Origin of the sequence: Providencia sp. PROV119 (assembly GCF_028482435.1) — a bacterium.
Classification (GTDB): Bacteria; Pseudomonadota; Gammaproteobacteria; order Enterobacterales; family Enterobacteriaceae; genus Providencia; species Providencia stuartii.
Genome location: NZ_JAMPQL010000013.1, coordinates 63,070 through 84,550, shown reverse-complemented (window position 1 = coordinate 84,550; position 21,481 = coordinate 63,070). Strand labels below are relative to the sequence as shown.

17 protein-coding genes and 2 tRNA genes are annotated in these 21,481 nt (G+C 43.5%); 5 read left to right on the top strand and 14 right to left on the bottom strand.

Annotated elements, in window-relative coordinates:
• Positions 1-21: 21 nt before the first annotated feature.
• From hflX to tsaE, 6 genes are all read right to left on the bottom strand, one after another.
• Positions 22-1,302: a ribosome rescue GTPase HflX gene (gene hflX, locus PSF11_RS12340; RefSeq protein WP_060561486.1), complete on the bottom strand. Its 1,281-nt coding sequence runs from the start codon at positions 1,300-1,302 to the stop codon at positions 22-24.
• 101 nt (positions 1,303-1,403) lie between these two features.
• Positions 1,404-1,700, bottom strand: a complete 297-nt coding sequence (gene hfq, locus PSF11_RS12335; RefSeq protein WP_004915637.1) for an RNA chaperone Hfq — start codon at positions 1,698-1,700, stop codon at positions 1,404-1,406.
• 106 nt (positions 1,701-1,806) lie between these two features.
• Positions 1,807-2,748, bottom strand: coding sequence for a tRNA (adenosine(37)-N6)-dimethylallyltransferase MiaA (gene miaA / locus PSF11_RS12330; protein ID WP_004915633.1), 942 nt, complete (start codon positions 2,746-2,748; stop codon positions 1,807-1,809).
• Positions 2,741-4,696, bottom strand: coding sequence for a DNA mismatch repair endonuclease MutL (gene mutL / locus PSF11_RS12325; RefSeq protein WP_014657304.1), 1,956 nt, complete (start codon positions 4,694-4,696; stop codon positions 2,741-2,743). The genes miaA and mutL overlap by 8 nt, the downstream gene beginning before the upstream one ends.
• A gap of 11 nt (positions 4,697-4,707) precedes the next feature.
• On the bottom strand, positions 4,708-6,003 hold the full coding sequence (amiB, locus tag PSF11_RS12320; RefSeq protein ID WP_036942650.1) for an N-acetylmuramoyl-L-alanine amidase AmiB: 1,296 nt from the start codon (positions 6,001-6,003) through the stop codon (positions 4,708-4,710).
• Between the two features lie 14 nt (positions 6,004-6,017).
• Positions 6,018-6,482: a tRNA (adenosine(37)-N6)-threonylcarbamoyltransferase complex ATPase subunit type 1 TsaE gene (gene tsaE, locus PSF11_RS12315; RefSeq protein ID WP_004915627.1), complete on the bottom strand. Its 465-nt coding sequence runs from the start codon at positions 6,480-6,482 to the stop codon at positions 6,018-6,020.
• 241 nt (positions 6,483-6,723) lie between these two features.
• Between tsaE and queG the strand changes: the two genes are divergently transcribed.
• Positions 6,724-7,881, top strand: a complete 1,158-nt coding sequence (gene queG, locus PSF11_RS12310) for a tRNA epoxyqueuosine(34) reductase QueG (RefSeq protein ID WP_060561487.1) — start codon at positions 6,724-6,726, stop codon at positions 7,879-7,881.
• Positions 7,882-8,579: 698 nt separating this feature from the next.
• Here queG and PSF11_RS12305 read toward each other — a convergent pair.
• The 3 genes from PSF11_RS12305 to orn all read right to left on the bottom strand — a co-directional run bounded on the left by PSF11_RS12305 (position 8,580) and on the right by orn (position 9,659).
• A tRNA-Gly gene (locus PSF11_RS12305) sits at positions 8,580-8,655 on the bottom strand.
• Positions 8,656-8,694: 39 nt separating this feature from the next.
• A tRNA-Gly gene (locus PSF11_RS12300) sits at positions 8,695-8,770 on the bottom strand.
• A 346-nt stretch (positions 8,771-9,116) separates the two neighbouring features.
• Positions 9,117-9,659: an oligoribonuclease gene (orn, locus tag PSF11_RS12295; RefSeq protein ID WP_014657301.1), complete on the bottom strand. Its 543-nt coding sequence runs from the start codon at positions 9,657-9,659 to the stop codon at positions 9,117-9,119.
• Positions 9,660-9,776: 117 nt separating this feature from the next.
• On the opposite strand from orn, the gene rsgA reads away from it, so the two are divergent.
• The 4 genes from rsgA (at position 9,777) to PSF11_RS12275 (ending at position 15,696) form a co-directional block, all read left to right on the top strand.
• A complete protein-coding gene (rsgA, locus tag PSF11_RS12290; protein ID WP_040133385.1) occupies positions 9,777-10,829 on the top strand; it encodes a small ribosomal subunit biogenesis GTPase RsgA in 1,053 nt (350 codons plus the stop codon).
• A gap of 127 nt (positions 10,830-10,956) precedes the next feature.
• Positions 10,957-11,913 carry an archaetidylserine decarboxylase gene (gene asd, locus PSF11_RS12285; RefSeq protein WP_004915608.1) on the top strand — a complete coding sequence of 319 codons (957 nt, stop codon included), beginning with the start codon at positions 10,957-10,959 and terminating at the stop codon, positions 11,911-11,913.
• Positions 11,914-11,951: 38 nt separating this feature from the next.
• Positions 11,952-15,293 carry a miniconductance mechanosensitive channel MscM gene (gene mscM / locus PSF11_RS12280; RefSeq protein WP_040132544.1) on the top strand — a complete coding sequence of 1,114 codons (3,342 nt, stop codon included), beginning with the start codon at positions 11,952-11,954 and terminating at the stop codon, positions 15,291-15,293.
• A gap of 70 nt (positions 15,294-15,363) precedes the next feature.
• A complete protein-coding gene (locus PSF11_RS12275; RefSeq protein ID WP_004915603.1) occupies positions 15,364-15,696 on the top strand; it encodes a hypothetical protein in 333 nt (110 codons plus the stop codon).
• Between the two features lie 9 nt (positions 15,697-15,705).
• Here the strand turns inward: PSF11_RS12275 and PSF11_RS12270 are convergent, their stop codons facing one another.
• The 5 genes from PSF11_RS12270 to recQ form a co-directional block, all read right to left on the bottom strand.
• On the bottom strand, positions 15,706-16,497 hold the full coding sequence (locus PSF11_RS12270) for a tetratricopeptide repeat protein (protein ID WP_072502701.1): 792 nt from the start codon (positions 16,495-16,497) through the stop codon (positions 15,706-15,708).
• Between the two features lie 262 nt (positions 16,498-16,759).
• A complete protein-coding gene (locus PSF11_RS12265) occupies positions 16,760-17,473 on the bottom strand; it encodes a hypothetical protein (protein WP_060561488.1) in 714 nt (237 codons plus the stop codon).
• A gap of 223 nt (positions 17,474-17,696) precedes the next feature.
• Entirely contained in the window at positions 17,697-18,503 is an 807-nt protein-coding gene (gene yigL / locus PSF11_RS12260) for a sugar/pyridoxal phosphate phosphatase YigL (protein ID WP_004915597.1), read from the bottom strand.
• A gap of 13 nt (positions 18,504-18,516) precedes the next feature.
• Positions 18,517-19,512: a lysophospholipase L2 gene (gene pldB, locus PSF11_RS12255; protein WP_004915594.1), complete on the bottom strand. Its 996-nt coding sequence runs from the start codon at positions 19,510-19,512 to the stop codon at positions 18,517-18,519.
• 15 nt (positions 19,513-19,527) lie between these two features.
• Complete coding sequence (gene recQ / locus PSF11_RS12250) at positions 19,528-21,354, bottom strand: ATP-dependent DNA helicase RecQ (RefSeq protein WP_004915592.1); 1,827 nt, start codon at positions 21,352-21,354, stop codon at positions 19,528-19,530.
• Between the last annotated feature and the right edge of the window lie 127 nt (positions 21,355-21,481).

Genomic DNA, 21,481 nt, shown 5'->3' with positions numbered 1-21,481 from the left:
ATTCCATTTCCTAGCGATATGTTAAATCACATAGCTAGGCAATTGTTGTTCCTGTTTGCACAAACGCTGCCAATCAACCATCGGCATACGCACCTCAAGGCCAATTGAACCATCTTCTTCCTGCCACTCGCGTTCAATGGCTTGGAGTTGATAAAAACGGCTACGTAAGCGGCCTTCACTCGGTGGCAAACGCATTTCAACGTGTGCGATTTCACCTGAAAGGCGTTCCGTCAATGCTTGTAGCAACAAGGGGATACCGTCACCCGTTTGTGCTGATACCCAGACACGAACAGGCTTGTTATCCTCATCTCTGTCGATACGCGGGATGAAGTCTTCCAGCATATCCACTTTGTTCATGACTAAAAGTGTTGGGATCTCATCTGCTTCAATTTCTTCCAATACACTTTCGACCGCGTGAATATTTTCATCCAAACGGCTATCTGCTGCATCAATAACATGGAGCAATAACGTTGCTTCACGCGTTTCCTGCAGTGTTGCTTTAAAGGCAGCAACCAAATCATGTGGCAAGTGACGAATAAAACCAACAGTATCCGCAAGTACTACTGGCCCAACATCTTCCACGTTAATACGTCTTAATGTTGGATCAAGTGTTGCAAATAGTTGGTCAGCAGCGTAAACATCGGAAGCCGTCATCCGGTTAAATAAACTTGATTTACCGGCGTTGGTATAACCCACCAGCGAAATTGTCGGAATATCCGCTTTATTTCGTGCTTGGCGCCCTTGCTCACGTTGTTTTTCTACTCGGCTGAGACGGGATAAAATTTGGCTAATTTTGCCCCTTAATAACCGACGGTCTGTCTCTAACTGAGTTTCACCAGGACCACGTAAACCAATCCCACCTTTTTGCCGCTCAAGGTGCGTCCATCCTCTTACCAAACGGGTCGATAAATGGCGTAACTGCGCTAATTCAACTTGAAGTTTACCTTCATGTGTCCGCGCCCTTTGAGCGAAAATATCTAAAATCACCCCTGTACGGTCAACGACCTTACATTGGCATAACCTTTCGAGATTACGTTCCTGTGCTGGACTCAGCGTATGGTTAAATAGCACCACATCTGCGCCACTTTCCTTCACAGCTTCAGCGATTTCTTCCGCTTTCCCTTCTCCAACATAATATTTAGGATGGGGAGACTTACGACTGCCTGTTACTATCTGTACAGGTTTCACACCCGCCGATGTCACGAGTGACTCAAATTCTGCCAGATTTTCAGTGTCCTTTTCTTGGGAGAAAAAGACATGCACCAATACAGCCAGTTCACCGCCTTCATACCTATCAAACAAGGGCTATAACCTCTTAGGCTTAATCACTAGAAATACAAAGGAAAAACACAGGTAAAGTCTCCCTACCCATGTTTTCCTTGAATTTTAACGCACAACTGGTATTACTCAGCAGCTTCGCCATCCTGTTGAGTTGAAGCACCAGAGTTGTAGTTACCATTACCCGCACCGCCAGTAGCACTGCCACTATGGTGAGAAACAGGGCGAGCAGGGACAACGGTAGAGATAGCATGCTTATAAACCATCTGACTAACCGTGTTTTTTAGTAAAATGACAAACTGGTCAAAAGATTCAATCTGACCCTGCAATTTGATGCCGTTAACCAAATAAATTGAGACCGGAACCCTTTCACGACGTAATGCGTTCAGGAACGGATCTTGCAAAGATTGCCCCTTAGCCATTCTATGTTTTCCTTATTTTGTTGTTTTTAAATGAGAACCTTTCGATTCCAAAAATTAACTACTCAAAAATTGCGCTTAGCGTTCTAATTGTACACAAACCATAGCTCTATGCACATACAACCTGCATAACAGCCTTAAGCGCTTGCTGTGGTTGTTCACTATCTAACCAATGAACATTTTCCCAGCTTCTCAACCAGGTAATTTGACGTTTTGCCAATTGGCGTGTTGCACAAATTCCCCGATAAACCATTTCATCATAATCTGTTTCGCCTTCTAGGTACGACCACATTTGCCGATACCCCACACAACGAATAGAGGGTAAATCAACATGGAGGTCACCCCGTTCATAAAGAGCACGAACTTCCTCTTCAAAACCGGCGTCTAACATCTGATGAAAACGTTGTTCAATGCGCTGATGTAAAATTTTACGATCTTGGGGCGCAATAGCAAATTGAAACACATTATAAGGTAATTCTTCACCTGCTGTTTGTGTCATTTCAGTCAAAGTTTGCCCTGAAATGAGATATACCTCTAAAGCTCGGGATAATCTTTGTGGATCATTAGGATGAATCCTCGCTGCCGCAACCGGATCGACCTCCGCTAAACGACGATGGATTTCACCCCACCCTTGCTGCTGTGCAATTTTTTCAATCTCAGCACGAGTAGCGGGATCTGCAGAAGGCAAAGGCGAAAGCCCCTCTAGTAATGCCTTAAAATAAAGCATTGTGCCCCCCACAAGTAATGGAATTTTACCTTGAGAAGTTATTTCCTCCATTACATTTAATGCGTCTCGCCGGAAATCAGCAGCGGAGTATGGTAAAGAGGGATCGAGTATATCGATCAGACGATGAGGCGCTTGACTAAGCTCCTCTGCATTTGGCTTCGCTGTGCCGATGTCCATACCACGGTAGATCAACGCCGAATCGACACTGATTATCTCAACAGGCAAGTGTTGGCGTAGAGCAATAGCTAACGCTGTCTTGCCTGAGGCCGTTGGCCCCATCAGGAATATTGCATTCGGTTTTTTCTGAGTTACAAGTTCACTCATTTGTTAGTGTAGCTACCACGGATTGTAAATTAATTAATTGTAATAATGTTGGTGACGGCTTTTTAACATACTGCGGGCAAAGCCGCTCAACATCAGCGAGTAACTGAACTGCTTGTGCTAAGCTCCAGCTTTCTTGTGTTTTTTCTTGTGAAACTGTTTTTGCAAGCCATTGAGCAATATCTTGACGAGATGCCTGCTCTTTTGTCGACAAAAAATTCAGTAAACCCGAAAAAAGCTGAGATAAATTTTGCGTTCTTAACGGTAACGATACCGCATGAATAGTTACTTTTCCATGAGATATCGTGGCTTCAATACCAAATAATGTCAATTGTTCCTTGTTACGCTGAAAAACCGCAATTTCATCAGAATTAAGTGATAATTTTAGCGGGATCAACAACGGTTGAGGTTTTAACGCTTCGCCATCAGGTGATAACTGAGCCAACTTCAGTAAATAATTTGCTTCTGATAAGGATAACAGGATTAGCCCTAATGAAGACTCAATTAATGCAAAGTTTTTTGCGTAAATTGTCAATACTTTGCCAAATGTGAAGTTATTGGTATTTTCTTCCACTGATTGCGAAGAAACTGCTGGAACATCTAATGGTTGCCGACTAGGAAATAGTGGCTTTTTATCTTCTTCAGCAACAGGAACAGACATCAATGCTTGGTACAGTTGCCCCGCTTTTCGGTCATAATGCGTATTAGAAGGCGTAAACGCGCTTTTTTCTCGACTAAAATGATTTGTTGATGTCGGCGATGTAGCCGCTACGGAAGGGGCTGAATGCGAACGACTACTGCCCGTGCTGTCATGTTGCTGTTGCGCCGTACGACTCGTCTCATTTTCATCGTTTTCATTGAGCGTGGATGATGACGAAAAGTAGTTGTCTCCCGCGGATGAACGATTAGTTAATTCATGGGTAACAGGTTCAATACCGGGCAACTCATCTGGCTCATGCGCATTTAATAAGGCCGTTCTCACACCTTGATAGATAAAATCATGCACTAGCCGAGCTTGGTGAAAACGCACTTCATGCTTAGCAGGATGGACGTTAACATCCACTTGTTGGGGGTCAATGGTCAAATAAAGGACATAGGCTGGCTGTTGATTATCATCAAGATGCCCTTCATACGCTTGGCGGATCGCATGGTTAATTAACCTATCGCGCATCATTCGACCATTTACATAACAGTACTGAATATCACTCACTGGCGTCGAAGACGGTGAAACCACCCAGCCTTTAATGCCAAGGTCACCATGCTCCCAAGATATCGCTAGCGCCCCCTGCATAAAACCTGTACCACAGATGTTTGCCAGCCGCCGCTCTTGTTGAGCTTCCCCTTTTGCAGCGCGGTACTGTTTCACCAGCTTCCCATTATGGTTCAAATTGATTGTCACATCAGGGCGAGAAAGCGCGATACGCCGGACGACCTCATCAATATGGCCAAACTCGGTTTTTTCGGTACGCATAAATTTGCGACGCGCTGGCGTATTGTAGAATAGATCAAGCACTTCTACGGTGGTGCCATTTGGGTGAGCGGCGGGTTTGACGGTCACCGCCATATCTCGCCCTTCCGCATAAGCTTGCCACGCCTCTGATTGCTCAGCCGGTTTTGATGTGAGCGTCAAACGAGAGACGGAGCTAATACTCGCCAGTGCTTCACCACGGAACCCCATACTCATGATGGCTTCTAGGTCATCTAACGTGGCAATTTTGCTGGTCGCATGGCGCGCTAACGCTAAGACCAGTTCATCTTTGCTGATCCCACTACCATTATCGCGAATACGGATCAGCTTCTCTCCTCCACGTTCAATATCGATGTCGATGCGTGTTGCACCTGCATCGAGACTGTTTTCAACCAACTCTTTAACCACTGAGGCAGGGCGTTCGACAACCTCGCCGGCAGCGATTTGGTTAGCAAGTTGGGGAGAGAGGATCTGTATTGCCATCACCATCCCCCTTAATTAGGTGCCGCTTGCAACGGATTTGCAAGGAAGTATTGCCGCAAACCTTGGTGGATAGCTTCGGCGACCTTCTCTTGATAGTCATTGGATTTAAGCAACTGCTCTTCAGCGCTATTACTAATAAACCCTGTTTCTACCAGAATTGAAGGAATATCAGGCGAACGCAAAACCCCAAGGCTGGCATGCTCTGGGCTACGTTTATGAATATTACCCACTTTTCTTAATTGATGGAGTACTTGTACCGCCACATCATAGCCAACCCGCTGTGAATGACCGAATTGTAAATCGAGTACCGCTTGGCTCAAGTAAGGGTCCGCACCACTTAATGCATCGCCTGCTCCACCTAATAGCTCGGATTGTTTTTCTCGTTGTTCCAACCAGTTACCTAATTCACTATTTGCACGTCGATTTGACAATACCCAAACAGAAGCGCCTCGCGCACTACTATTTGGTGCAGAGTCAGCGTGAATAGAAACTAACATGTTAGCCCCTTTCTTACGTGCAACATCTGAACGCCCACTGACAGAAATAAAATAATCACCATCACGGGTCATCGCTGGCTTGAACATAGGGTCAGCCTCAAGTTTTGCATACAGTTTACGTGCAACACTTAACGTAACATCTTTTTCTCGATAGCCGTTTTTACCAATCGCTCCGGGGTCTTTGCCACCATGCCCAGCATCAATAGCAATCACGACCTGTTTTGCCCCCTTGGGCATTGTTTTATTGGTTTTAACTGGTGCAGGTGCAACAGCTGGTCGCTGTGCCTGCGAATTCATTTTTAACGGTTTATCTTGCACCGCATTATTAGGCACTTGCATCGGTTGAGTCGTATTATTGAAAGACGTTGGTGCACGACTTTGCCCCGAGGAAAGCGTAAATACCACTTGATACTGCCCAGCGACTTGTTTCAGCGACGTTTGTACTTTTGCCGCTTTTGACAGTTCCAATACGATACGTTTGTGTCGGCTATCCGGTGGCTGGCTGGTACGAACCACTTTAACCAAATCACCAGCAGGCACTCTCATTGGTAGGCCGATAATTTCGCCATTTTGCTTAACATCAATAACTAGCCGCTCTGGCGAATGCAGGGGAAAATATTTGTAATCAGGCTTACCATCCATGAAGGATAGTGTCACCTGTGCATTTGATGGGCTATTATCAACCTGTATGTTCGATAAGGTCGCCGCCTGTACAGGTCGTGCAACTAACCATAATGCAACAATCATCAACAGCAATAAGAAGGAGAAAAAACTTCTTTTTGTTATTTTTCTCGGCAATGCATTCGTCATGAGCAATATATCCCTTAGAGTGCTTGTAATTCTTCTAACAACGACTCCCCATTTGCAGAAAAAGCAATAAAGTGAGCCTGACGCCCTTCATCCTGATAAGTCAAATGGAGTTCAAGATCCGCTTCTGGCAGAAAACCTTTGCCTTGTTGAGGCCATTCCACTAAACAGATCGACTCAGGGGAAAAATAGTCTCGGATCCCCATAAATTCCAATTCTTCTGGATCAGCTAAACGATAAAGATCAAAATGAAAAACCTGCCCATCAGGAAGATCATAAGGCTCCACAAGCGTATACGTCGGGCTTTTTACGTGACCTTGGTGCCCGAGTGCCTGTAAGAAACCGCGACTAAATGTCGTTTTGCCAGCGCCCAAATCGCCATACAAGTTAATCACGACGCCTCGTTGACAGGCATTTGCGACAGCGCGCCCTAGCGCCACTGTTTGCTCTTCGTTGGCAAGTTGTAAAATACGTTCTTTCATGGAAAGTTCAATCAGCTATAGTAAGGAAAAATAGATCAATATAGATATAATGACTATATTAACCTAAGCCGATCCATTTTTCTTAAATAACATTACAGAAATATTTAGATAGTGGATATCAGATAAGCGACTAATCCTGTTACATCACACAACAAGGCATCAGTGATGATTTTGTGAAATCACGGGATCATGGTAAAGTGCCCCTGCAATTTCACTCAGCTTAGCATCAATATAAAATCTAATGGCAACACATCTCGATCTCAACCTTCTTGCACAAAATATCAAACAATGGGGGAGTGAAGTTGGCTTCCAGCAAGTCGGTATTTGTGACACTGACCTTTCCCTTGAAGAGCCAAAATTACAGGCATGGCTCGATAAGCAATACCACGGTGAGATGGCGTGGATGGCACGCCATGGGATGATGCGAGCAAGACCTCACGAATTACATCCCGGCACATTGCGCGTGATCAGCGTGCGTATGAACTACCTGCCTGCAAAAGCAGCTTTTGCCAGCACATTAAGTAACCCTGAATTAGGTTATATTAGCCGCTATGCACTAGGTAGAGATTACCATAAGCTATTAAAAAAGCGCTTGAAAATGCTCAGTGATCGCATCTTGGCATACTGCCGAGAACATATCTGCTCTGACGATCTCAATTTTCGCCCATTTGTCGACTCTGCCCCTATTTTAGAACGCCCTCTCGCCGTCAAGGCAGGCTTAGGCTGGACAGGCAAGCATTCGTTGATCCTTAATCGTGAAGCTGGATCGTGGTTTTTTCTCGGTGAACTTTTAGTTAATTTACCTCTTCCTATCGATCAACCTGTTGAAGAGCAGTGTGGTCGCTGTGTGGCCTGTATGACCACTTGCCCTACCGGCGCGATCGTTGAACCTTATGTCGTCGATGCTCGCCGCTGCATTTCTTATCTAACCATTGAGCTTGATGGCCCGATCCCGGAAGAGTTTCGCCCACTGATGGGGAATCGGATCTACGGCTGTGATGACTGCCAATTGATCTGCCCTTGGAACCGTTTTTCACAATTAACCGATGAAGAAGATTTTAGCCCAAGACGCGTATTACACACGCCCGAACTTCTTGAACTATTTAGCTGGGATGAAGAGACTTTCCTAAAAGTGACTGAAGGTTCAGCAATTCGCCGCATTGGTTACTTAAAATGGCTCAGAAATATCAGTGTCGCGTTAGGCAATGCCCCCTATCAGGACACGATTGTCAACGCATTGCACTCACGGTTAGGCATGGGGGAGATGTTGGATGAGCATATCCAATGGGCAATACAACAACAATTACAGCGCCGAGAAGAAAACCAAGTAACTATTCAAACTTCACAGCAGAAACGCCTTGTACGCGCCATATCTAAAGGTTTACCTAGGGATGCTTAAAAATAATACACCCCTATACTGCAAACGAATAAAAATCAACTCCGTGTGAATAAAATAAAAAATTGCTTAGCTGACAATAGGTAAAGAATTTGCAAGCTAGGTTAGCCACATTTTAAACAAAAATATTTACTATTAAATTCAGTAAGATATCTATCACCACGAAGCAATAGCTTTTTGGAACATGTGCGATTACCTATCATGCTATCCTGTGGATAACTCGGTGCATTAAAGTATTACAGACGCGTAAAAGCACCACAGCATTGATGATAGGTTGTGGATAACTTATTAATGATAGGAAATTAAATAAGTCCTCTTTTTTACTACTCTCAGCAAAATTAAAGCGCTTAAAACACAAGGTTGGTACAAAAAAGTCACTGAAACTGCAAAAATCGGATTTTTTGTTTATTATTACAACTGAAATTATAACAATTTGGATACTTATTGATCGCCCCTATTGGTCAGGGGGTGGCTATTCTATGGCGACAAGTTAATGAATGCAAGCAGAAAAAACCGCAAGATCTGAAAAAGATCCCAAAGAGTGTGATGATCATCACTCTCTGCCGATCATCACTAAAAGAAAAGCATTTGTTGATGAATAAACAGATTCGAACGCAATTCACCTAGTGCATCAAATAGGTGTCTTTTCTTAATGAAAGCAGTTGGATTTTTAACAATAAGAGGTAAGAGACTAAGGATTTTGGAGCGGGAAACGAGACTCGAACTCGCGACCCCGACCTTGGCAAGGTCGTGCTCTACCAACTGAGCTATTCCCGCATTTGGATAGGTAACTACAACTAAAACACTAAGAGAGATTGGAGCGGGAAACGAGACTCGAACTCGCGACCCCGACCTTGGCAAGGTCGTGCTCTACCAACTGAGCTATTCCCGCAAAATACTTTCTTTTTGCTTTACCGTACTCATGAAAATCTTCATCGGTACGGGGAGCGCATTATACGAGAAATTGCACGGCAGGCAAGCCCCTTGGCTCAATTTTTTCACTTTTTTATTTGTTTGCTGATAAATTGGGCATTGTGATGATTTTATCAGCGTTGCAAGTAAACTTCTGATTTCAATCAGTTAACATTTTTTACTTTTTTCTAAAAACGCATCGCCCAATGACGTCCATGCCATGAAAACCCGAATGCCTGTTACTTATACTTTTAACGCGCTGTAATAAGTTAACCGCTAAAAAAATTGGCCACCTTTTGGTCGCCAATCTCAGTTTTCTGCTTTGATTATTTGATAAAGGTCTCACGGTAATAAGCCAATTCTGCAATAGACTCGCGAATATCATCTAAAGCTTGGTGTGTGCCTTTTTTAGTGAAGCCCGCGAGAATTTCAGGTTTCCAGCGACGAGCTAACTCTTTTAGGGTGCTAACATCAAGGTAACGATAGTGGAAATAGCTTTCTAACTCAGGCATGTAGCGGAATAGAAAACGACGGTCTTGACCAACGCTATTCCCACAGATTGGTGATGCCCCTTTTGGTACCCACTGCTCTAGAAACTCAATCGTCGCTAATTCAGCTTCACGCTCACTGAAAGTACTGCTTTTAACGCGTTCAACCAAGCCGCTTGCTGTATGGGTATTCACATTCCATTCATCCATCAAATCCAATTGTGCTTGTGTTTGATGAACCGCAATGACAGGACCTTGTGCTAAAATATTAAGCTGACTGTCGGTAACGATAGTGGCAATTTCGATAATACGGTCACGCTCAGGATCGAGACCCGTCATTTCTAAATCGATCCAGATTAAATTATTCTCATTCTTTTGCATCATATACCCTAACTTGATCCAATGGAGTTCGTGTATGATAACGCGTTTGAGGTATCGACGCGATCCACTCAAGTTAGTAAACAAGAAAACTCAGCCAACAATATCAAGAGAGGTCAGGTGGCTAAGCAGAAACTGTCAAAAGGCCAACAGCGCCGAGTACAGGCAAATCATCAAAAAAGACTTAAAAAACAAAAAGTCACTGAGATTGATGACAGCCTATTAGGAGAAGCGCAAGAAGGGCTAGTGATCAGCCGATTTGGGCAACATGCTGACATCGAAGCAAGCGATGGCACATTACAGCGTTGTAACTTACGCCGAACTATTTCATCTCTCGTCACAGGAGATCGCGTAGTTTGGCGCCCTGCGTTGAATACACAAGCCGATATCAAAGTTAATGGCATTGTTGAAGCCGTTCACGAACGCCACTCCGTCCTAACACGCCCTGACTATTATGATGGGCTAAAGCCTATTGCTGCAAATATTGACCAAATTGTGGTCGTTTCCTCAATTTTACCCGAGCTATCTCTGAATATTATCGATCGCTATTTAGTGGCTTGCGAAACTTTAGGCATCCAACCCATTATTGTCCTAAACAAAATTGACCTATTAGACCAAGAAAACCGTGAATGGGTCAGCGAATTAATGACTATTTACAGTGATATTGGTTACCAAGTACTGGAAGTTTCTAGCCATACCAACGAAGGAATGGAAGCACTTACTAACGCACTGATCGGCAAAATATCAGTGTTTGTAGGTCAATCTGGCGTTGGCAAGTCCAGTTTACTGAACGCTCTTTTGCCTCATAATGAAGAAACCATTTTAGTCAATGACGTTTCAGATACTTCAGGGCTAGGCCAACACACCACAACGACAGCGCGGTTATATCATTTTCCGTTAGGTGGTGATGTCATTGACTCCCCGGGAGTACGTGAATTCGGCCTATGGCACCTTTCTACGGAACAAGTAACAAAAGGTTTTGTCGAATTTAAAGACTATTTAGGTGGCTGTAAGTTCCGCGATTGTAAGCATTTGGATGATCCCGGTTGTCTACTGCGTGAAGCCACGGAAGAAGGGAAAATCGCCGAATCACGGTTTGAAAATTATCATCGTATTTTGGAGAGCATGGAACAGATTAAGCCTCGTGGGAATTTTACGGGTAAAGATAAGTAGTTTTGGCTTAACGACTCACTAACCAAGTGAGCGAGTACTTACATTTATTTTGGTAGGTGATTCATCAATGGTAAAGATTTTTAAGCCTATCGAAACAAAATAGCCTATTTAAAAAAGCAAAGGTACAATGACTGCCTTTTTGCTAACTGGCCTTTACGAATTTGAGGTTAACGTGCTAGATAAGATTAAAATACGTTTGCAATATATGCTACCAAAACAGGGTCTTACAAGACTTGCCGGCTGGTTCGCCGATAAGAATGCAGGCTTTGTCACTCAATGGGCAATTAAGCTGTTTGCAAAAGCCTATAAAGTGGATATGAGTGAAGCACAAAAAAGCGAGTTCACCGCTTATGCAACGTTTAATGATTTCTTTATTCGGCCGCTAAAAGAAGAAGCGCGCCCATTAGTGACAGGAAAACACCAATTAGCGCAACCGGCTGATGGTGCGGTGAGCCAATTAGGTTCAATTCAAGATGACCAAATCTTTCAAGCCAAAGGTCACCATTATACGGTCGAAGCCTTGCTCGCGGGTAATTATCAGCTAGCTGATAAATTCCGTGGCGGTGAGTTTATCACAACCTATTTATCCCCTAGCGATTATCATCGTGTACATATGCCATGCGATGGGTTATTAACCGAGATGATTTATGTACCGGGTGATTTATTCTCTGTCAACCCATTGACCGCCGCCAATGTTCCCAACCTCTTTGCCCGTAATGAGCGCCTAATTTGTGTGTTTAAAACCGATGTGGGTCTGATGGTGCAAATCTTAGTCGGTGCCACTATCGTTGGTAGCATTGAAACTGTCTGGGGTGGTTGTGTTAACCAACAGCGTGAAGGGGTTATTAAGCGCTGGACCTACCCAGATCAACTGACTGAAGGTGCCGTATTCTTGAAAAAAGGCGAAGAAATGGGTCTCTTTAAGCTAGGTTCAACCGTCATTAACCTGTTTGAACCGAACGCTATTCGTTTTAATGCCTCACTGATCCCCGGCTATGCGACTCGTATGGGAGAGCTACTGGCGGAAACCGTGGCAAATGATACCTCAGTGGATACCGCCGCTGAGCAAATTGAAACCCAGTAATACCTTATATTGTTAATTGCTTGAAGGAGCTCCTGACTGTGCGTTTGATTATCGGTTTTTTTTTCAGCCTGCTAATCGCCTTCTCTGCGGCAGGGGCTTCCAATAGTACGCCAAATGAAGCACTGATTAAGCAAGAGCTTGCTCAGCTCGACCCCAGTAAAAACCCTAAAGATGCGGAAATAGCGCAAGCATTTCAAGGCGCACTTAACTGGATCAGTGAAGCCAATCAGTCGGAAGCTAAAGCCAAGTCTTATCAAGACGCCATCGATAATTTCCCTAAAATTATCAAGGGGCTAAGACAAGAACTACTCAATGAAAGCGATGAGCCAACCAATATTCCAACCAATATCAGCTTGTCTGAGCTTGAACAACAAATCATTCAAGTGAGTAGTCAGCTTCTCGATCAGGGAAGAAAGACACAGCAGGAGCAAGATAAAGGCCGAGAAATCAGTGAATCGCTAAGTGCATTACCAAAACAATTATCAGAAGCACGCCGCCTCCTTTCTGAAGCGTCATTTCGCTTACAATCACTAAGCTCTCCTACTACACCATTAGCAGAAGCCCAAACAACCTTAGCTCAAGCCGAAGTGAGTGCTCGCAAAGCTGAGGTTAATGAGCTTGAAATGGCGCAATTATCCGCGAATAACCGCCAAGAAATTTCACGCGTCGCTTTAGAACTGAATAAAAAGCGTTATAACCGGCTGGAGCTTGAATTACAAAAATTACGTGAAGTGCAAAATACGTTGCGCCAGCAAAAAGCGGTATTAGCACTCGAACACACCGAAATGCTTGCAGAACAAGGTGAGTTGACCCCTTTCCTTAAAGATCAAATTGATATTAACCGCAAGCTATCCCAAGAGCTGACTGAGCAAGCGGTTCGTATGAACACTATCAGTACGAGCCAAGCAGAAATCTCCTCGGGAATACAAGATGCACGCCAAGCATTGACAACTATCCGCGAGCAAGCGCAGTGGCTTGATGGTTCAAGTACGTTAGGTGAGGCACTTCGTACCCAATTATCACGTTTACCGGAAATTCCTAAAAGCCAGCAGCTTAACCGTGATATGGCAGATTTACGGGTACAACGCCTAAATTATGAAGATATGCTAGACCGGTTATCCAAACTGGATACCGCCACACAAGAGACCGAAAATAATTTAAGCCCAGCACAAGCGCAAGTCTACTCATCATTAATTAAGACGCGTAAAGAGCTGCTAACCGCGCTCATTTCTGGCTTTGATACCGAGATGTTAGAGCTGACAAAATTAAATGTCGCCACTAGCCAACTAACAGACGCATTAAAAGATGTTAAAGATGCGTCACACCGTTATCTGTTTTGGGTTGCCGATGCTCCACCGGTGACACTCCACTATCCTGTTTTATTGATAACAGATATTACTCAGTTGCTCTCTTTAGACACCTTATCGCAGCTCACTGGTGCCTTTAAAGTGATGTTAACAACTCAAGACACCTTCCTATATCTGTTTGGCTCGATCATTTTAGTGATTTTTAGTATTAGCACGCGTAAGCATTATCAAGACTTTCTAGATAGAGCAAGCTTACGCATTGGTAAAGTGACTCAAGACCACTTTTACCTCACCATACGCACGATTTTTTGGTCTATTATTGTGGCGCTACCACTCCCAATGATGTGGTCTGCCATTGGTTATGGCCTGCAAAGTGCTTGGCAATACCCGATGGCGGCGGCAATAGGTTATGGTGTCAGTGCCACAACTCCCGTGCTATGGCTATTTATGATCAGTGAAACATTTTCACGCCCAACGGGTCTATTTATTGCGCACTTTGGGTGGGATAAAGATGCGGTAAAACGTGCGATGCGTTATTACCGGCTCGCGATATTTGTCATCGTACCTCTGATGATGGCGCTGATCACTTTTGAGCACTACAGTGATAGGGAATTTTCTGCCTCCATCGGTCGCTTCTGCTTCTTGCTACTGTGCTTTGCATTGAGCTTAATGACAAACAATTTGCGCCGCACCCATGTGCCTCTCTACCTTGATAGACATGGTTCAGGGGATAACCTAATCAATAAAGCACTGTGGTGGATGCTGCTGGTTGCACCGATTATCGCTGCATTCTTCTCACTATTAGGCTACTTCTCAACGTCTCAAGCCCTGCTTGGCCGTTTAGAGACCTCTGTCGCGATATGGTTTGTATTATTGATTGTCTACCATGCTATCCGCCGTTGGATGTCAATACAGCGCCGTAAATTAGCCTTTGAACGAGCCAAACAACGTCGTGCAGAAATCTTAGCGCAAAGGGCCAAAGGGGAAGAGGATATTCACCAACCCAATGCGAGTGGCGAAGGGAACATTGATATTGATGAGCAAGTGATTGACCTTGATGCAATCAGCGCGCAATCCGTCGGGTTAGTCCGCTCAATCCTCACGATGATAGCGTTGGTTTCTCTCATTTGGCTCTGGTCTGAACTCCACACTGCATTTTCGTTCCTTGAAAATATTCGTCTGTGGGATGTAACCTCGACAATTAATGGGGTCGATACTGTTCAGCCGATCACTATGGGGTCTATCTTTATCGCCATACTGATCATTATCGTCACGACTCAGTTGGTGCGTAACTTACCTGCACTCCTTGAATTGGCAGTATTGCAGCACTTAGATTTAACCCCTGGTACAGGGTATGCCATCACGACATTAACCAAATACTCATTGACCATCATTGGTACCATCGTTGGTTTCTCAATGCTCGGGATTGATTGGTCAAAATTACAATGGCTGATAGCCGCCATGGGGGTTGGTTTAGGTTTCGGCTTACAAGAGATTTTTGCCAATATTATTTCTGGGTTGATGATCTTATTTGAAAAACCAATTCGAATTGGCGATACCGTGACGATCCGTAATCTGACAGGGAGTATTACAAAGATTAATACTCGAGCCACAACCTTAACAGATTGGGATAGAAAAGAGATTATTGTGCCTAATAAGGCCTTTATTACTGAGCAATTTATTAACTGGTCCTTATCTGACACGATCACGCGTATCGTGATGACGATCCCTGCTCCTGCCGATGCAGATAGCCAGCAAGTGACCTCTATCATACTCAGTGCGGCCGAGCGTTCCACGATGATACTTGATAACCCGAACCCAGAGGTTTATTTAGTTGATTTACAACAAGGCATTCAAATCTTTGAATTGCGTGTTTATGCTGCCGAGATGGGGCATCGGTTACCTGCACGTCATGAAATCCATCAAAACATACTGGCAGCATTTGCAGAGCAAGGCATTACCTTGCCATTCCCACCATTCCAAGCTCGAGTGGACATACGGGAGAATGCACTGCAAAGCGCAACAAACAACCTCTCTGGTCGCAACCCTCCGCGTAAATCCGGGGAGTTATAATGGCGATATTCAAGGTCAGCGGCCATCAAGCCGTTGGCCTTAATACTCAATCGATGATTAAGGTAGAAAAATGAAAGCGCCCATTGAACCACAAGATGAACTGACTTTATTGCGAGTCTCTCAACTTGAGAAGATCGGCTCTATTTTGTTTTTTCTTATTCCACTCATCATCTTACTGGTGGTAGGTAAATCATTTGCAGTCAACATCCTGTATTTATGGCAAGTGCTGACCCTGTTATATATTGTGGCGTTTCGTATTTTGGTGAGTAAAGTATCAAATAAGCAACTACAGTTGGATGTGCGTCGGGGATGGGGATATAACCGTTTTTACCGTATGAGCTGGGCCTATCTTGTATTATCCGTGATCATTATGGTGGGATATCGGATCATATCCCACGAATGATCAGATCATTCAACCTGCTTTAAATCCATAGGATTGAATATAGTTCTCTGCTAATTTTTGCGCTTGCTTTAATTCGCTTTCGCTTAATTGCTCTGCGACTTTACTTTGCAGCCGATGGCTCTCTTTATTACCGCTATACACCGCGGTGGTTAGCCAAGCATAAGATTGCTGAAGGTTTTTCTTTACACCTTTCCCTTCAGAGTACATGACCCCTAAACGATCTTGTGCTTTTGCATCGCGCTGCTTCGCAGCTTTGCGGAACCAAAACACCGCTTTTTCATTATCGAGATCAACACCACTGCCGATAGAATACATTTGGCCAATATGGAATTGGGCAATCACGTTGCCCCCTTGAGCGGCCTTTCTGAACCAATAAGCTGCCTTTTCGAGATCTTGAGCGACACCAAGGCCTTGAGCATACATCATCGCCATATTGGTTTCTGCCCGTGTATCATTCTGTTTAGCCGCTTGTTGATACCAAAGCATCGCTTTATCGTAGTCTCGGCGAACGCCAAAGCCGTTCACATACATTGTTCCTAATTGGAATTGAGCGTCTGCATTGCCTTGATCACCCGCCTTGATAAACCATTCGGCAGCGACTTTAGAATCTTGAGAAATGCCATTACCTTTAAAATAGCGTTGACCGAGAAGATATTGTGCGGTTGGATCACCTTTTTGTGCTAATTGCGTAATTTGCTCTATTGTCTGTTGTGAAGGTGCCGATTTTATCGGGGGAGTAGCCAGTAATAATGAACTATAGCAAACAGAGCCCAACAATAGCGCTAACGCAATTTTTTTCATCCTAAACAACCCTCAACAGTGCAAATTACCGACTGCGAAAACAGTGTGATCCATTATTATCGGCAAACTGCTGCTAAGCTATAGCCTAAACACACTGCCGACTCGTTGATAGTTTAATGCCACTTGCATACAGAAAGAATAGGAAAATTGACTTTATTGCAAATTCAGCATCTTTTTTTAAGTTTGTTGTATAAAATGAGATATTTCCTGATCCAAGTAAGGTGTCGGCAACACCTTACTTTCGTTATGGTAAGACACACGCTTACGGTTTAGCATGGCACAATTGATTGGGTAAAAAAGCATCGAGAGAGTTGTCTCGAAATACCGGTATTTCGCTTTCTGCTGGAGGGAGCGCACTAATATGGCTTGATAGCAATAACTCATCGGCTCTCTCTTGTATTCTCCGGTATAACACAATGTCTCGAGGCAGCTCCCCAGTTAACCGAAATACATCTAATGTTTCTTTAATCGGCTCAAGGTCACTATTAATCCCTTGTAGGTCATATTGAAGATAACCTCTCACTTCAATTAACTGCTGCATTTCCTCAATAATTTGACGGTATGAACCATAATAAGAATGACTAATGCGGCTTAATTCATCGTTAACTTTATCGAAAAATTCCTGTGATACTATAAAGCTATTTAGCATTTCAATATCATTATCAAATTGAGTGGCTTGATATAATGCTGAACCAACATTAATTGCGCTAATTTCATCGAGTATATTTTTATATATTATTTGTTTTTCTAAAATCAATCCAAATAATTCCTTGTTATTTTCCAAATCAGATTTTAGATTATTTAACATACTGAAAATAAATTGAAAATCACCTTCGTTAACCTCATTATCTATTGAGTTAAAACTCATTTTAGCTGATTGATTTAATTGCAATATCCTCTCTTCATACAGCTTTATTGAACGATGGGCGAGACTTATTTTTTCTAGGAGCTTTTCCACTCTGACGTCGATATCCATACAAATTCCCTCTATTTTCAAGCCTAGATAAACAATATTATTTTAATATTAATAACATAGCTTAAACTAACTTAATTTAGAGTTAAAATTTATATTTCACATATAAACGCTGTTTTTATTTAATATTTAAATAGCTAAGCAGTAGATGAATGAATAGATTTGCGATAATAAAATAGAGGTCGTTTTATCGACCTCTATTTTCGGATAACATTTAATTTTTACATTATGCTAAATAGAGCTTTCTTAAATAACGCGCTACCGCATCATCGGCATTAGAGCCAATGACCTCAAGTTGAGGTAATTCATCTTTAAGCATCTGGTGAGCATTTTCCATAATGCAACCTTTCCCTGACAAGGTCAGCATTTCTTTATCGTTCATACCATCACCAAAGGCGATACAGTCATGCACTTGATAACCTTGAAGTGCCGCAACTTGTTGCAGGGCTTCCCCTTTAGAAACCACACCAGCCATGACCTCTAAGCAACTACGTAGTGAAAAAGTCACATTAACACGATCTTGCCAACGTTCACGGATGCGATTTTGTAAATCTACCAACATATCGTGATCTTCACTGGTGTAATAGACTTTACAAACATCTGAAGTATCAAAGTTATGGCGATCAAATAGCGTGTACTGAAATACCGATTCTTTAAAGAACTCTTTCTGTTCGGGGCTTTCACGGTTAATAAACCAGTCATCTCCCCCGTAATAGTTGGTCACCAAATCAGGGTGATCAAACTCCATCAAGCACAACTCATGAGCAATTTCAGGATCAACATTATGCTTAAAGATCAATTCACCTTTTGTATTGTGTACCCGTGCACCATTCGACGTGATCATATAGGCATCAATACCTAAACCATCTCTAATTTGTGCAACATCCACATGGTGACGACCCGTCGCAAACACAAAATGGATATCTTGTGTTTCTACTAATTGTTTCAGTGTTTCCTTGGTGAAAGCGGTTAAATCATGATTAGGAGATAAAAGAGTACCGTCCAAATCAGAAGCAACAACAGGATATTTCATAAATCATTCCTAGCTAATACTGCTCAAAAAAATCACAGATAGCATTAAGCGCCATCGCTCTTAATGCATCCACTTCAAACAGGATTTCGTGGTGTGCCCCTTCAATCACGAGGGGTAATTTTTCTTCTCTTCCTGTCTGTGCTTTTTGCCGACTTTGACAAAAAGCCTGTAGCTCTCGATTGCTGACCACTTTATCTTCACTTGCTTCTAACACCAACAGTGGTACATCAATTTCTCCCGCCCGGGCAATTAGCTCATCGCCAATTGCAAAACTTTCTTTTAACCAATGATAGGTAGGGCCACCTAGCCGCAATTCGGGATAATCCGCATAATAGCGGAGATAACGCCGGTAACGTTCCTGACTGTGAGTCAACACATTGATCAAATAAGGCAACGGCTGCCATTTCCCCGTTGAAATCGCATAGTCATTACGCACACTGCGGTGTAGCTCCGCCCGATCAACAATAAAGCTCGCTAACCAGTGTGGGATCGGTAAATTAATCCCAATCATAGGGGCGCAAAACGCCGCTGCATCAAAGGTGACATTATCCCGTAATAAATAGCCGCCGAGGATCGCACTCCCCATTGAGTGAGCTAATGCATAACATTTGAGATAATGCCGACATTGCACTTCAAGTTCAACAAACTTTGCAAAATCATCAATATAGTCAGTAAACTTTTCAACGTGGCCTTTTTGTGGATCATCCAACATACGTCCGGAGCGCCCCTGCCCTCGATGGTCAATAATAAAGACATCGAAACCGAGGTGATAGAAGTCATAGGCAACTTCTGGGTATTTCATATAGCTTTCGCTACGACCAGGGGAGATAACAACGGCTTTATTATTTAGGGAATGGGTAAAACGAACATAGCGAATAGGAACATCATCGACCCCTAGAAATTCGGCTTCTTCTCTGCGCAACCAAAAGTCTAAAAGTGGACCGTTAGCAAATGCAGAAAATTGAGTTTCTCGGTTTAACCAATTTTCTTTCAGCTTTTCTGGGGTCATATGTATATCCTTTCGTCATTCGTAACCTTCAAGATGGTCCCTAATCAATGTCATAAAAGCATCACCAAAGCGTTCAAGCTTTTTCTCCCCCACACCATTAATTAACAACAATTCTGAAGGGGAAGCCGGACAATGCTCAGCCATCTCAATCAGGGTTGCATCATTAAACACAACGAATGGAGGAATATTCTCTTCGTCTGCTATAGATTTACGCAATTTGCGCAACTTAGCAAATAACTTCTTATCATAGTTTCCTCGATAAACTTTGCTTTGCTGATTACGGCTTTTTGCCACCAAAACACGAGGAACAGCAAGTTGCAAAGCGGATTCGCCGCGTAATATCGGCCGAGCCGCTTCCGTTAATTGCAACGCTGAAAAATGCGTAATATTTTGTGTGATCATCCCAAGATGGATCAACTGGCGGATAACGCTGACCCAATGCTCATGGGATTGATCTTTACCGATGCCATATACCGGTAATTTATCATGGCCTAGCTCGCGGATGCGCTGATTGTTTGCCCCGCGCAAGACCTCAACAATATAACCAATACCAAAACGCTGACCAACACGGTAAATACAAGATAGCGCTTTTTGGGCATCCACTAGCCCATCATACTGTTTTGGCGGGTCTAAACAGATATCACAATTGCCACACGGTGCTTGCCTATTTTCACCAAAATAATTGAGCAGCACTAATCGGCGGCAAGTTTGAGCCTCCGCAAATGCAGCTATCGCATTCAACTTATGGCGCTCAATATCCTGCTGCAAGCCAGCGGGTTTCTCTTCAAGACAGCGGCGTAGCCATGCCATATCCGCAGGGTCATAAAATAGTACGGCTTCCGCTTCAACCCCATCGCGACCTGCTCGCCCTGTTTCTTGATAATAGGCCTCGATATTGCGAGGGATATCAAAATGCGCCACAAAGCGCACATTGGACTTGTTGATCCCCATACCAAAAGCCACTGTTGCCACAACAATTTGTAGGTTATCTTTTAAAAAAGCATCTTGTACCCACTCTCGTTGTTGGTTATCTAACCCTGCATGATAAGCTGCAACGCTTAACCCACGTTTTTGCAGACGCTCTGCCGTTTCTTCCACTTTGCTGCGGCTATTGCAATAGACAATACCCGCTTTACCTTTTTGTGCTTTGATAAAGAACCAAAGCTGATCAAGCGGTTTATATTTTTCGACTAAGGTATAGCGGATATTGGGTCTATCAAAACTGCTGATTTGTATCAAAGGGTCATGTAAGGCCAATAAACGTACGATATCGGCTCGTGTCGTTTCATCTGCTGTTGCCGTTAATGCCATGATAGGAACATCAGGGAAGTGCTGCCGTAACTGACCAATGGCGCGATACTCAGGACGAAAATCATGCCCCCATTGCGAAACGCAGTGTGCTTCATCCACCGCCAATAAACTGATATTCCAACTACTCAGCTGGCTAAGAAAATAGTCAGTTAATAACCTTTCGGGCGCAACATACAGCAACTTGATGGCGCCTTGGGCGCATAAGGCCATCACGTCTCGCTGCTCTTGAGCGGTTTGAGAGGAGTTTAAACAAGCTGCTTTGATACCATGAAGGCGTAATTGGTCGACCTGATCTTTCATTAGGGAGATCAAAGGCGATACCACCAGCGTTACCCCCTCTTTAACCAGAGCAGGAACTTGATAACATAGCGATTTACCGCCCCCAGTTGGCATAAGCACCAAACAATCGCGGTTATCGAGTATGGCACGAATAACAGCTTCCTGCCCAGGGCGGAAAGACTGATAACCAAAAGTATTATTGAGTATACTTTCAGCCAGTGAAAACTGGGAGATCACTTCAGCTGTAGACACGCGGATCCTCAAATGACAAACTGATAGCTGCTCAATAGAGCAGCATCTAAATAGCGGGTTAGCACTCGGTGTTTTTCAAGGTATCACTTGAAATAGAGTTGCAGTATGCTAGCAAATAAGCGCTAAT

Bases quoted from the DNA above. Each gene is read 5' to 3' on its own strand.
- hfq (WP_004915637.1), bottom strand. From the start codon at position 1,700: ATGGCTAAGGGGCAATCTTTGCAAGATCCGTTCCTGAACGCATTACGT.
- miaA (WP_004915633.1), bottom strand. From the start codon at position 2,748: ATGAGTGAACTTGTAACTCAGAAAAAACCGAATGCAATATTCCTGATG.
- mutL (WP_014657304.1), bottom strand. From the start codon at position 4,696: ATGGCAATACAGATCCTCTCTCCCCAACTTGCTAACCAAATCGCTGCC.
- amiB (WP_036942650.1), bottom strand. From the start codon at position 6,003: ATGACGAATGCATTGCCGAGAAAAATAACAAAAAGAAGTTTTTTCTCC.
- tsaE (WP_004915627.1), bottom strand. From the start codon at position 6,482: ATGAAAGAACGTATTTTACAACTTGCCAACGAAGAGCAAACAGTGGCG.
- queG (WP_060561487.1), top strand. From the start codon at position 6,724: ATGGCAACACATCTCGATCTCAACCTTCTTGCACAAAATATCAAACAA.
- orn (WP_014657301.1), bottom strand. From the start codon at position 9,659: ATGCAAAAGAATGAGAATAATTTAATCTGGATCGATTTAGAAATGACG.
- asd (WP_004915608.1), top strand. From the start codon at position 10,957: ATGACTGCCTTTTTGCTAACTGGCCTTTACGAATTTGAGGTTAACGTG.
- PSF11_RS12275 (WP_004915603.1), top strand. From the start codon at position 15,364: ATGAAAGCGCCCATTGAACCACAAGATGAACTGACTTTATTGCGAGTC.
- PSF11_RS12270 (WP_072502701.1), bottom strand. From the start codon at position 16,497: ATGAAAAAAATTGCGTTAGCGCTATTGTTGGGCTCTGTTTGCTATAGT.
- PSF11_RS12265 (WP_060561488.1), bottom strand. From the start codon at position 17,473: ATGGATATCGACGTCAGAGTGGAAAAGCTCCTAGAAAAAATAAGTCTC.
- yigL (WP_004915597.1), bottom strand. From the start codon at position 18,503: ATGAAATATCCTGTTGTTGCTTCTGATTTGGACGGTACTCTTTTATCT.
- pldB (WP_004915594.1), bottom strand. From the start codon at position 19,512: ATGACCCCAGAAAAGCTGAAAGAAAATTGGTTAAACCGAGAAACTCAA.